We start from the raw sequence: 13,033 nt of genomic DNA on the forward strand, positions 1-13,033 counted from the left end.
GCAGTTCTCGGACTAATCGCAATTCGCTTGTCAAAGGTTTTCAACGACTTGCTATAACCTGCTTGGTTTCGAACGCTGTGCGTCGATGAGGAGAGCTGCATTCGTCAACTTGTGGCGAAGTCTCTTGATACCAAACCTCCACGAAATGTTACAACCGGCCAGCCGTCGTTAATACCTGAGATATTGTCTTCTGAACATATGAGCGAGCTTGCATCTTTGCGCGAGTGCTATGTTGCCTCTTTTTTACGGTCGTCGCTTTGAAAAAACTATGTTACAAGCCGCTCCTCTCAAAAGGAGCATTCATTGTGAAAAAAGCAACCAAGAAACGCGTTAAGCGGCGCGAGTGGACCAAGGCAGATATCAAAGAGCTCAAGGTCCATTCAAAGGCTCGAACGCCGGTCACAAAGATATCAAAAATGACCAAACGCTCTGTCGGTGCGCTACGCCAGAAGGCCCTGCATCTTGGCATCGGATTGGGACATCAGCGTTAGCTTATGGAATGTGCTGGTGATTGGTCAGTAGGGCGGCTCCCGGGCCGCCCTTATTGGCTGTTGCATTTGTGTCGCAACTGCGCTTCGCGGATTTCCGCAGAACGGTATGCGGCTCGAATCCTGCCTGGCCCGGCACCGGTCGCTGTTTAAAGCGCAGTAATTCCGGCCATGAATATAGCCCAACTTCTGAAGGAACAAACTTCGAGCCCAGAGCTGATTTCCCTTGATTTCATTGCGCGATCGTTGCTGCTGATACCGAGAATGTAGGTTGTGAAGCGCTATAATGTGAAGTGTCGAAGCCTGCGTGCTCGGTGAGTACAGCCTGCATTCTTCGTGAACGTCTGGTGTGCTTCCCGGTGTGTTCCTGCCAGAGGCCCTGAGCGCCTTGGACTGATGAGGTGGCAGAGTTCCAGCAGCTGATCCGACAAGAACTTGTCGTTTGCGTCACCAACGGCCTGTCGCTCGAAGGAGTTTCGCCGGCACAGCGCAGAACGTGTGTCCGTGATCGGTGGTCCGCTCGCGGTTTTGTGGGGGCGCAGGATTGAGATTTGCAGAGAGATGAGCATTTCACTCGTAAGCGGCAAGCTGAGGCCGTCAGGCTGCGTGGTTCCATGGCATAAGCGCGTCGATTTGGCTGCTCGGCCAGCCGTTGGCGATACGCTGAAGTGTTAAGGCGAGCCAGGCGAACGGATCGACGTTGTTCATTTTCGCCGTCTGCAGCAGCGTTGCGATGGTCGCCCAGGTTCGTCCGCCGCCGTCGCTGCCAGCGAAGAGGCTATTCTTTCTCGTGATTGTTTGTGGCCGGATGGCGCGTTCGACGACGTTGGAGTCGAGCTCGATACGTCCATCGGTCAGGAAGCGTTCGAAGATGGCACGGCGCGAGACGGCATAGCGGATCGCCTCGGCCAATTTTGATTTGCCGGAGATCCGCCGCAAGGTCTGCTGCCAGAGATCGAAGAGATCTGCGACGATCGCCGCGGAGGTTTGCTGGCGCGCGGCAACGCGAGCGTCGGGGCTTTGACCGCGCACGGTTTTCTCGACCTGCCAGAGCCTTGCCATCCGCTCGACCGTCGCCGTTGCCACTTCTGAGCTCCCTGCAACATGCAGCTCGTAGAACTTGCGTCTGCAGTGTGACCAGCTTGCGTCAGGACAAGTCCTGGAAAGGAGGAAGAATGTAATCTGAAACCTTTCAACGTGACCCAGAGGGTTCGACGCCCTCCCGGCAAAGGCGGAGCCCGCCAGCCGGAAGCGAGTCTTGCATGGGTGACGGCAACGTCACTCGTGAAGCGTAGACAGCGGGTACTGAAGCCCTGTGACCAGCCTCGAAATCACGGTCGTGCTGAAGCCTTCGTCGTGTTGGATCCGGGGGCAGCACTGGGAAAGCCGCTATGGCCAGGCTGACCGGTTCGGCCGGGGTCTCTGAGCAGGGCAAAGGTACGGGATGGGACACCAGGAAACCTGAGAGGTCCCGGTTGTGCCCACATGGGAAAGCCGGCACGGAGCACCGGCCATAGCAACGCTCCAGGCCTGATGACCGACTTGGCGAGCATCGGGAGCGCGCACGCGAACACGAAAACACCAAGGCATGTGGAATCCCGAGGTGAAGACATAAGCCGACGGACGCGCGCGGCGGGAAGTCGTAGCGGCTTCGTAGTACCGAGGAAGGCGGGGAACTGGGCTCACCGGGACCCGCTCGAGGGAAGGGAGCCGCCACGCGTTAAGACCCATTGACGAGAAACACGGGAGGGAACGCTGAGTCCCACGAACCTGTCCACGAAACGACAATGGATAGCCGATCTGGCGAGGAAGAATCCCAAGCGGGTGCTGACCTCGCTGCATCACCTGATCGACCGTGAATGGATGCTCGAGGCCTATCGCCTGACGCGCAAGGATGGCGCGCCCGGTATCGACGGCATGATGGCGACGGACTATGAAGCGAACCTGGAGGCGAATCTTTGTGATCTCCTGGCGCGCATCAAATCCGGACGTTACATCGCGCCGCCGGTGCGACGGCACTACATCCCGAAGGCGGATGGGACCGAACGGCCACTCGGCATCCCGACATTGGAAGACAAGGTGGCACAGCGGGCGATTCTCCTGCTGCTGGAGCCGATCTACGAGACCGACTTCTTGTCGTGCTCGTATGGCTTCCGACCGGGACGATCGGCCCATGATGCCCTACACGCTCTGCGCAATGGGTTCATGGAGCAAGGGCTGCGTTGGGTGGTGGACGTCGATATCTCGAAATACTTCGACACCATCGACCACACGCACCTGCGCCGATTCCTCGATCAGCGAGTCGCGGACGGCATCGTCCGGAGGATGATTGATAAATGGCTGAAGGCGGGGGTGCTCGAAAAGGGCGTCCTGCGCCGCACGACTGGTGGAACGCCCCAAGGCGGCGTGATCTCGCCACTGCTTGCAAACATCTACCTGCATTATGTGCTGGATGAATGGTTCGAGCAGGGGGCGCGACCGCGGCTCAAGGGGCGATGCCAACTGGTCCGATACGCTGATGACGCGGTGATCGCCTTCGAGGATCATCTGTCCGGCAAGCGATTGCTGAATGTGCTGGGTAAGCGGCTCGGTCGGTATGGGCTTCAACTCCATCCGACCAAGACCCGCTTCGTAGACTTCCGGTTCAAACGCCCCGGTGGGCGTCATCCCGCGACGGCGGGGACCACATTCAACTTCCTTGGCTTCACCCATGTATGGGGTCAATCGAGGAAGGGTAAGAATGTCGTCCGACAGATAACGGCAAAAGACCGTTATGCCCGCGCGCTGGCTTCCGTCACGGAATGGTGTCGGCTCAACCTGCATCGCCCGTTCCGGGAACAGCACGCGCACTTGTCGCGGGTTATCCGGGGGCACTGCGCCTACTACGGCATCTCCGGCAACGGCCGACGGATCAGATGGTATCACCACCAGCTCACGCGGATATGGAAGAAATGGCTCGCGCGGCGTGGTCGCCACAGCAATCTGCCGTGGTCGCGCTTCCGAGCCATGCTCGCGCGACACCCTCTGCCGACAGCCAAGATCGTCCACCAATATGCCGTCTCGTGAGCGAAGCTTACGCGTGAAGAACCGGATGCGGGTAATCCGCTCGTCCGGGTCTGTGAGGGGCGGGGATGGCAACATCCCCGCCTACTCGGCAGCCAGCCAATGTGATGCCATCATTGCCGCGATCGGATCGCGCGAGCTTGTTATAGGCGGCATAACCATCCACTTGCAGGATGCCGCGATAACCATTGAGGTGGCGGACCGCGCATTCGCCGGCGCGGCTGTCTTCGAAGCGATAAGCCACCATCGGCGGACCGTTGCGGCCAAAGGTTCGGTCATCTCGGGCATAGGCCCATAAGTAGGCCGTCTTGGTCGATCCGGAGCCCGGAGCGAGCGTCGGCAAAGTGGTTTCGTCGGCAAAGACCCGTTCGGCCTTCTTGACCTCGCTGAAGATGTAGTCGGCAATGATCTCGAGCTCGAAGCCGAGCTTACCCATCCATTGGGCCATCAGCTGGCGGTCGAGTTCGACCTGATCGCGGGCGTAGATGGCCTCCTGCCGGTAGAGCGGCAGGCCATCGGCATATTTGGCGACGGCGATGTGGGCCAGAAGCGCTTCCGTCGGAATGCCGCCTTCGATGATGTGGGCCGGGGCCAGCGCCTGGATGACGCCGTCCGCGTTCTTGAAGGCATACTTGGGACGGCGCGTGACGATCACCCGGAACTTCGCCGGCACCACATCCAGGCGCTCCGACACGTCCTCGCCGATCAGCACCTTCTGCTTGCCGGCATACTCCGCCAGCTCTTGCGGCTCAATGACGGTTTCGATCCGTTCCAGATGGGGCGCAAAGCCCTTGCGCCGACGCGGTGCACGCTTGCCATCCGCCTGCGCACGGCCCTTGCTGACCTGGGCCTTGATCGCGGCGATGCCGGTCTCGATCTCCTCGAAGACGAAGGCCTGCTGTTCATCGTCGCCGTTCGCCGAGCCGAGCTTCTCCGATCGTCGGCCGAACCGGGCGCGGTCGAAGGCCTGCAGGATTTGCGTCAGCCGCTCGATGCGCGCATCGGCATCGGCGTTGCGGGCCTTGAGATCGGCGACTTCGCTCTCCAGAGCAGCGGCGCGGGCCGCTTTCTCGGCCATGGCAAGCACCATGGCCTTCAGCGTCTCTACGTCATTCGGGAGGCTGAGATCGGGCGGCGTCATTGACCCGACCAGAGCACATTTTGCCCCGGTTCTCTTGCCCTTTCAGGCCGCTGATTCACTTCGCCGCAGTGCTTTTACCCAACAATCTCCGGCGGCTTGACCGCCGCGGTCCGGATCCGCTTCCAGTCCATCCCATCCACCAGTGCCATCAACTGCGCAGCATTCAGCTGCACCCGATGATGCCCGATCCGCGGCCAGCAGAACCTCGCCTTCTCAAGCCGTTTTAAATAGAGGCACACGCCGGAGCCATCCCACCATACGATCTTTATTCGGTCGGCTCTTTTGGCGCGGAACACATAAAGCGCACCGTCGAACGGATCTGAGCCGGCATCGCGCACCAGCGCAACAAGGCCATCGATACCCTTGCGGAAGTCGACTGGATGGCTCGCCAGGAACACCTTCACGCCGGAGGGGATCATGCCGAACGGACCGCCCGGATCACCCGCTGCAACTGCGCCTCGTCGACGTCCACGCCGGCGCGCACGATCACCTCGCCAATGGCAATCTCGATCACCGCGCCTGCCACAGGCGCCACCACACCCTCGCAACTCGAGTGCCGTGAGCGATAACGCCGCCGCTCGGCCCGAGCGTCACGGCGCCAGGCGAACAGCTGCGACGGGTGAATGCCGATCCGGCGGGCGATCGCCGAGACGCTCGCGCCAGGCTCCAGCGCCTCCATCACGACTTGGGCCTTAAACTCGTCCGACCAGCGTCGGCGAAGCTGCCGCGGCGATCCCTCAAGACGGTCGGCGACCGCTTCGATCATATGGAAGGTTCTAGTTCCAGAACTAGGCGCAGACATAGAAGCTCACATCGGCTCACAAACTTAGCAGCCGATAGCCGATCGTTCACCCCTCCGCCAGACGGGGTCTCCTTGCCGCTTACTTTCACTCAGTGCTCGCTACAGCTTCACGATTGCGGTCGGCCTCCAGCGCGCGGCATCTTTGACGAAGCCTTGAAAGGAGCCTGGTAGTTGCTGCCATCTCGGCATAAACTGGCTACATCACGAAACTAAGCCTATACGCACTTCCTGGCCGGTTTGCCTAAGTGCAAAATTCAGCTGTTGTTACTGTGATCGGCTCCTCTCGGCTGACCAAGGAGAAAGTTGCGTAATGGCCTGAGGTCGATTCTTTAAATCAAGACGCGTCTCCGCTGGGCCATTGGCTGTGGCCGATGAGCATTCTTGCGAGTGGGTGTTACTCGAAGATCATGGGGGCTACGGCTTGGGCGTAAGCGTACCCGGCTGGGCCCGCCGGGTCGCTCGAACTTCGGAACGATACGGTGCACCCAGCAGTAACAGAAACAGCGCGCGATTGGCTTGATAGCTGGCGGCGGAGCGGCTCCGTCCTGAACCCGTCATTACGCGGGCACCTTCGGCCGTATAAACGGACCACAACCACCTTCGTCCGCGCTGCTTCAGGAATGACTCGAAAACTGGAAGCGTTGACATGGCTACGGAGCGTCATTTCTGACGGTCGTGCGTTTGGTCTTCGGAAGGCCGGAGACGCTCTCACGGCGAACCTTCTCCAGACGATGCCTGACCGCGGCCAGCTTGGTAATGAACTCGTTTGATCCGCTTACCCCGAATTCATCAGAAGCGAGCTCGTCCAGTCCTTGCTGTTGCGGCGCCAAAGTCAATAGGCGCTTGCGAGTTTTGGCCGTCAGCGTCATCTGCACGACCCGAGCATCGCTCGCGCAGTGCTTACGCCGCAGGAATCCACTTTTCTCTAGTACCTTTGAGTGCGTCGTGACGAAAGAAGGGTCGACGTGCATCAACTTTGACACCAGGTTGACGGAGACACCATTTTCCTTGCCTAAGTAGGCCACTGCCATCAGGATCATCCACTGTGGCCCAGTGATGCCAAGCACATGAGCTCGGAATCTGGCAAGCTCTTCGAGACACGCACTGATCGACCTGATCTCCCACATGAACGGCCGGGCCGGCTCCAGTCCCTCAGTAGAGACACTTTCAAGCGCGCTGGCTAGACCGGGCAAATCCGGCGGCATCGTAGGTCAGGTTCCATCGTTCACCGGCTTCCCTTAGCGCGAATTGGCAGTAGGTACAACGCCGTAAGAGCAAGCAAATCAAACACTTGGTACGGTCCGGACGGATGGGTAGCGTGCGTAAGAAAGCCGTAGCTGCTCGGAGTCCAGCAGCGGCATTCACGGGCAACTTGCGTCGGATCGATGCTGCACGCCGGTCGGATCGCTGCGCCTGCCAGTGAGATAGCCGCGATTATGGTCTGCTTCTTGCTTCACTGGCGACCTGTCCGTTCCCTGCCGAATTTCTCTGGGGCATGCCGAGCATCGCGGAGACGCACGTCGCATTTTACGTGGCCGACGTAACACGTCCCTAAGGCGCAGGCATTTTTCCAGTAAACGTCCCGTATAGTTCTTCCCAACCTTCCCATGTCGGTAGCCAATCTTCATAGAGTTGAGCTGACCTTTGACTTCGATTTAATTGTGTGAGCAATGGGGACAGCGAAATGCTTCTGTGATCCCGCCAAGTCGCCGAAGTCAACAGCTCTCAAGATCAATTGCAAGCGCAAATCTTCTCAGGTGATGCGTTCAGCGCAAGCGACCGCCTCACGTGATCTCACGGCCGGCGCTACTCGCTCAATCGAACGAGTGCTGCGGCGGGGGGGACGCTTAATGAGGGTCTGAACTATGAGCGATGGTTTCGACCGTTCTCCTGCGGTTTGCTTTCTTCTCGGCCTCCCGCGATCCGGGACGACACTCCTGGCGCACTTGCTCCAGCACCATCCTGACATTGTGGCTCCGCCTGAGCCCTGGTTTATGCTGGCACTTGAGGCATTTGGCAGGGTCGATCAGCGACATCCGGCAGGATCCCCGCTGATCGAGGCTGCCACATCCGAATTTTTGGGACGGATAGATCGCACGTTGGTCTGCCGGGCCTTTGCCGACACTGCGTACAGCCAGTATCTGGCGGCAGCGGGCAAGCGCATCATCATAGACAAGACACCACGCTACTGGACGGCGCTGGAATTTCTTGAAGCTGTCTATCCAGAGGCGCCACACATCCTTCTGATGCGCAATCCCTATGCCATCGCCGCTTCACTGAAATCAACGTGGGGTATCCCGCTGCGGGCAGAAAACTCCTATCCGGTCAGCGTATCTGCTCTCGCTGATCTCATGCTCCGCCTGCCCGCTGTCGTTATATCGTCACTAGCCGATCTGGTTCTTGGCCTTCCCAGGCTCGCCGCGCACCGCGCTCGGCCGCGGACGCAGCTAATAAAATACGAACCGCTCGTGGCGCGTCCCGATCAGGAAGTCCGGCGTCTATTGGTGGCGCTTGGCTGTGATCCAGCGGTCGCCGCGTCCGCGGGAATGGAACAAGCAGATTATCTTCGATCCAGCAGCTTCGGAGACCGAAAAATCCTGGAGCGAAACGCGGTCGACGAAAGCTCTGTCAAAGCATGGCAATCCCAATTGAGCGCTGAAGAGATGCAAACGGTGACCGACCTGATCGGGGTCGAGCTTTTGATAGAGCTCGGATATGAGCAGGAGCTGCTGCATGCGCAGCAAGCCGGCGTGGTGGATAGGGGAGGAGAGGTTACCGAACTCCATCGCCGGATATTCCAAACCTGGCGGGATTTGCGCAGTCGTTCCGCATCCAATAGCTCCATAGTGCGGCAGACGCAAAATCTGTCGGACACCAACGTCGAGGAGGATCTGCGGCTGGCGGACTCAACGGCGGCTCGGTTGCAACACGCGCTGTTGACCTCAGAAGCTGAGCGCGCCGCGGGATTGGATGCCATTCAAAATCGCGACGCGGCAATCAAAGTTCTACGCAGCGAGATCGAACGTCTTGAGCAGGTCCTCAATATGCCTTAGGGTGATCTGGATGCTTGCGATCAAAACACGCTGGCTTATTTAGCTAGTACTGAGCCCGCGACGGGTTGATCTCCGCGCCGGATGGCTGGCGCAGGTTATGACCGCATCAGCGGTGAAACGCCCTCGGTTATGCGGCTCCTGGTTGCGCTCGCACTTGACCTTAACCGTGCGTCATGGCGAGCAGTTTTTTCGCCACCGGTATCTCGGGGCTGCAGCCGTAGACCGGCAAAGAACAGCGATTCTGCATCGAAAAGAACATATGCTGCCCAGACATCTGCGCCGTCTCGAAGCTGAATCGATCGAAATCATGCGTGACGTGGTCGCCGAGTTCAAAAGGCCGGTCATGCTTTATTCGATCGGAAAAGACTCGAGCGTGATGCTGCACGTTGCGATCAAGGCCTTCTATCCCGCAAAGTTGCCTTTTCCCCTGCTCCACGTCGACACGACCTGGAAGTTCCGCGAGATGATCAACTTCCGGGACGCCACAGCCAAGCGGCTCGGCCTCGACCTAATCGTCCATGTAAATAAGGAGGGCATTGAGCGCGGGATCAATCCGATCGACTCCGGCTCCGCGCTTCATACCCAGGTGATGAAGACAGACGCCCTGAAGCAGGCGCTCGACCTCCACGAATTCGATGCTGCTTTTGGCGGTGCCCGGCGCGATGAGGAAAAGAGCCGCGCAAAAGAGCGGATTCTGTCCTTCCGCTCGGCAGGGCACGTATGGGACCCTCGTAACCAGCGGCCGGAACTCTGGAATCTATTCAACACTCGGATTCGCCGGGGCGAAACCATGCGCGTCTTTGCACTGTCGAACTGAACTGAGCTCGACGTCTGGGAATATGTCATGCGCGAGAAGATTCCGGTCGTCCCGCTCTACTTCGCAAAGCAAAGACCGATCGTGCGTCGAAATGGCGCGATGATCATGATCGACGACAAGCGATTGCCGCTTCTGACCGGCGAGGCGCCGCAAATGCGGATGACCCGTTTCCGTACGCTGGGATGCTATCCGTTGAGCGGAGCTATTGAATCCGATGCGACAACGATCGAAGACATTGTCGCAGAGATGCAGACCGCGACAGTATCGGAGCGCCAGGGCCGCCTGATCGATGCCGATGAAGCCGCTTCGATGGAGAAGAAGAAGCGGGAAGGCTACTTTTGATGCTTGCCAAGCCAATAACGCAATCTATCCAAGCCATGCCAAAGGATCAGCTGCGATTCATCACATGCGGTTCGGTGGATGACGGGAAATCCACGCTGATAGGCCGGCTGCTGCACGACAGCAAAATGATTTACCAGGATCAGATGACGGCGTTGGAACGAGATAGCGCCAAGCACGGCACTACCGGCCGTGAGATCGATTTCGCGCTGCTCGTCGACGGGCTTGAAGCCGAACGAGAGCAAGGCATCACGATCGATGTAGCCTATCGTTTCTTTGCGACGGAGCGGCGCTCGTTCATGGTGGCTGATACACCCGGCCATGAGCAGTATACCCGCAACATGGCAACTGGCGCCTCAAATGCTCAGCTCGCCATCATCCTCATCGATGCCCGTAAGGGCGTGCTGGTCCAAACCAAGCGGCACTCGTTCATCTGTTCGCTCCTTGGTATCCGCCACCTCGTCTTGGCAGTGAACAAGATCGACCTCGTCAACTACAGCAAAGAGACCTTTGATCGGATCGTCGCCGACTACGTGGCCTTTGCCGCAGATCTCGGCTTCGATACGATCGTCCCGATTCCGATCTCTGCCAGGTACGGCGACAACGTCGTCAACCGCTCTTGCAACACTCGCTGGCACGATGGTCCCTGCCTGCTCGGCCAGCTCGAGAGCATTGGGATCGGCTCCGATAGCTCCCGGCAGGCCTTCCGCTTTCCGGTCCAGTGGGTGAACCGGCCGGACCTGGATTTCCGAGGTTACGCCGGATCCGTGGCTTCAGGAAGCATCTCGGTGGGAGACGACATCGTCGTCGCAGCATCCGGACGAACCGCGCGCGTCAGCCGGATTGTAACTCAAGACGGCGACCTACCTTGCGCCGAGGCGGGCGATGCAATCACGCTTACCCTTGAAAGCGAAATCGACATCAGCCGCGGCGATCTCCTGGCATGCCCAACCGAGCGACCGGAACTTGCCGATCAATTCGCCGCTCATCTGATCTGGATGGATGAGGACCAACTCGCTGTCGGACGCAACTACATTCTGCGCATTGGATCGCAGACCACAGCCGGCAGCATTACTGCGATCAATCGTCGGATCGACGTCAATACGCGCGAGCATCTGGCAGCCAGGACGCTTGGCTTAAACGAGATCGGATTTTGCAATGTCTCAACCGCATTGCCCGCGGCGTTCGATCCTTACGAGGTCAATCGCAAGACCGGATCATTTATCGTCATCGACCGATATACCAACCGCACGGTCGCAGCCGGGATGATCGCATATCCACTGCGGCGAGCTGCCAACATCGCTTGGCAACCCCTTGCAGTGGGACGCAAGGAGCGGGCCACTCTCAAGAACCAGAAGCCTTGCATCATTTGGTTTACCGGCCTGTCCGGCGCGGGAAAGTCGACAATTGCCAACATCGTCGATCAAAAGCTGTTTGCAATGTCTCGGCATGCCATGCTGTTGGATGGAGACAACCTGCGGCACGGATTAAACGCGGACCTCGGCTTCTCCGAGACCGACCGCATGGAAAACATTCGGCGTACCGGGGAAGTTGCCAAGTTGATGGCGGACAGTGGCTTGATCGTGCTTTGTTCGTTCATCTCGCCTCACAGGGCCGAACGAGATATGGTGCGCAGTCTGGTCGGTAAGGAGGAGTTTGTCGAAGTCTTTGTCGATACGCCGAGCGAAGAATGCGCGCGGCGCGATCCCAAAGGTCTTTATTCAAAAGCGAAGTCCGGTAAGATCAAGAAATTCACCGGCGTCGATGCGTCCTATGAAGCGCCGACAAGACCTGAAATTCATCTCAGGACCAAGGAACAGGCGCCTGAGCAAATGGCCCAAGCTGTGATCGATGTCTTGATGGCGCGCGAAATTCTTGACGGTTACTGATTATCGAACCTATCACCTCGTATCCCACCGTTTAGCAAGATGTGGGCCTCACCAAGCCGCTGGCCCGGCCAAGGCGACTCGGGTTAAGCACCGACATCAATGGACTCATGCTCTAAGGAACAAAATGGTCGCGTCCACACGTCGATTGCCCGCTTCTGGTTATGTCCTCGAAATCGACGGTCAATTGAAAACCGAATTTGCGACCAGAGATGGGGCCTTTGCAGGAGCGCAGGAGCTCAAGAAGCGCCGTCCGATGCTCCAGGTCAGGATCTACGACGCTAGGACAAAGGCCAGAGAAGAAGTCGGGCTTCCAGTAACTTGAGTTTTTCGCTTCACGCTGTTTCTTGCGCGTATGGCGTGCGTCGCGCTCTCCCGATCAAACCTGTGCCCGGCTGAAGCCGCGGGGGAATTGAACACAGGTGCGGAAGCATCGCCAGCATCGGCTGGCTGCAGTCCAGTGCTTGGAGTGTGAAACCTGTACGAGATACTCCAGCGCCCTGACATAAACTACGAGACCGCGCAACTCGGCCACGAAGTGTCGATCGCTCGTGAGCTTGATCGAAAGACGGGGCTGGCACCAGGATCAGCTGTCACGCGGTATTCTCTCGACGTCGACCGGAAGCTCGATGCCATACCTGTCTGCTGTCTCGCAAGAACGCTGTACTGGCGATCACGGCAGCTTGGCTCCAAAACGCGGCGCCACAGACGCTTAGCGTGCTGCGCGTCAGCTTTTCGTCAGCTACCTCGCTTAGCATATTACAGTTTCGACGACCCGAGTTTCCGAGTCCAATCTCACGTTGATCGGGGGCGGAAACGAGCAGTTCAGCGGCGGCCATCGCGGCTCCGACTATGTTCACTCATGGCCCAACTCTCAGTTTCCGCGGTACCTGCATTCGGATTTCAGCTCAGCGATGCCAAAATGCAGTCGCCAGAGTTGGCGATGGCCCAGGACTGGTTGTCGTACGGCCGGCGCGATCGCCCGGCCGGCGCCCGGCTCGGACATTGTGGGTCATTGCGGCGGGCGCGATGTTGGGCAGATTTGCCATATCTCACCTCTCGATCGCCGCGGCCGCACAGGAGATCCGTGCGCAGTACGCGTAACGCAAACGGATGTGGTATGGCCGCCCGAGGGCGAGGCAGGGGTCTCGGATATAGAAAGCCGATGGGATTCAGCGATCGTTGGCGCTTGACGCTCTGCGCGGAGACAAAACCACCGCACTCTTGATTTCGCTTCGTTCTAGATCCGATTTCTGGTCCGGTTAGATTCGTAAATCGACCTGCGCCCACGCGTGAGAGATTCAAATGCTCCGTATACGAAAGCGCTGCGGGCGAACGGTTGGGGCCGCTGAAACCAGGGACGCCGTACCGTCAGCGCTCCAAGCTAGGGCCATCGCGCTGGAATTGCGCTGACGGCAATCGGCGGTGGAAGCATTAAAAATTA

At 58.8% G+C, this 13,033-nt stretch carries 7 protein-coding genes and 3 pseudogenes; 5 read left to right on the plus strand and 5 right to left on the minus strand.

Annotation, left to right across the window (positions count from 1 at the left end; genetic code table 11):
- The first annotated feature begins 305 nt into the window (after positions 1 to 305).
- Positions 306 to 491, plus strand: coding sequence for a hypothetical protein (locus ACVW1B_RS03380; protein WP_075968370.1), 186 nt, complete (start codon positions 306 to 308; stop codon positions 489 to 491).
- 594 nt (positions 492 to 1,085) lie between these two features.
- Here ACVW1B_RS03380 and ACVW1B_RS03385 read toward each other — a convergent pair.
- Positions 1,086 to 1,628, minus strand: a pseudogene (locus tag ACVW1B_RS03385) (IS66 family transposase); the annotation flags it as partial.
- A 684-nt stretch (positions 1,629 to 2,312) separates the two neighbouring features.
- On the opposite strand from ACVW1B_RS03385, the gene ltrA reads away from it, so the two are divergent.
- Positions 2,313 to 3,554 carry a group II intron reverse transcriptase/maturase gene (gene ltrA, locus ACVW1B_RS03390; protein ID WP_253588744.1) on the plus strand — a complete coding sequence of 414 codons (1,242 nt, stop codon included), beginning with the start codon at positions 2,313 to 2,315 and terminating at the stop codon, positions 3,552 to 3,554.
- Positions 3,555 to 3,642: 88 nt separating this feature from the next.
- Here the strand turns inward: ltrA and tnpC are convergent.
- The 4 genes and pseudogenes from tnpC to ACVW1B_RS03410 all read right to left on the minus strand — a co-directional run.
- Positions 3,643 to 4,692, minus strand: a pseudogene (gene tnpC, locus ACVW1B_RS03395) (IS66 family transposase); the annotation flags it as partial.
- Between the two features lie 74 nt (positions 4,693 to 4,766).
- Positions 4,767 to 5,111, minus strand: coding sequence for an IS66 family insertion sequence element accessory protein TnpB (tnpB, locus tag ACVW1B_RS03400; RefSeq protein ID WP_069276023.1), 345 nt, complete (start codon positions 5,109 to 5,111; stop codon positions 4,767 to 4,769).
- The gene (locus ACVW1B_RS03405; protein ID WP_069276022.1) at positions 5,108 to 5,458 is read right to left on the minus strand and encodes a transposase; all 351 of its coding nucleotides are present in this window, start codon (positions 5,456 to 5,458) and stop codon (positions 5,108 to 5,110) included. Before ACVW1B_RS03405 ends, tnpB begins: the two co-directional genes overlap by 4 nt.
- Positions 5,459 to 6,144: 686 nt before the next feature.
- Positions 6,145 to 6,699, minus strand: a complete 555-nt coding sequence (locus ACVW1B_RS03410) for a MarR family winged helix-turn-helix transcriptional regulator (protein ID WP_081334855.1) — start codon at positions 6,697 to 6,699, stop codon at positions 6,145 to 6,147.
- Between the two features lie 660 nt (positions 6,700 to 7,359).
- Here ACVW1B_RS03410 and noeE point away from each other — a divergent pair.
- From noeE to cysN, 3 genes and pseudogenes are all read left to right on the plus strand, one after another.
- Positions 7,360 to 8,547: a nodulation protein NoeE gene (noeE, locus tag ACVW1B_RS03415; protein ID WP_253587722.1), complete on the plus strand. Its 1,188-nt coding sequence runs from the start codon at positions 7,360 to 7,362 to the stop codon at positions 8,545 to 8,547.
- Between the two features lie 259 nt (positions 8,548 to 8,806).
- Positions 8,807 to 9,706, plus strand: a pseudogene (gene cysD, locus ACVW1B_RS03420) (sulfate adenylyltransferase subunit CysD).
- Positions 9,706 to 11,592 carry a sulfate adenylyltransferase subunit CysN gene (gene cysN, locus ACVW1B_RS03425; RefSeq protein ID WP_253603361.1) on the plus strand — a complete coding sequence of 629 codons (1,887 nt, stop codon included), beginning with the start codon at positions 9,706 to 9,708 and terminating at the stop codon, positions 11,590 to 11,592. Before cysD ends, cysN begins: the two are co-directional and overlap by 1 nt.
- Positions 11,593 to 13,033: the final 1,441 nt, after the last annotated feature.

Source organism: Bradyrhizobium sp. USDA 4502 (assembly GCF_054063355.1).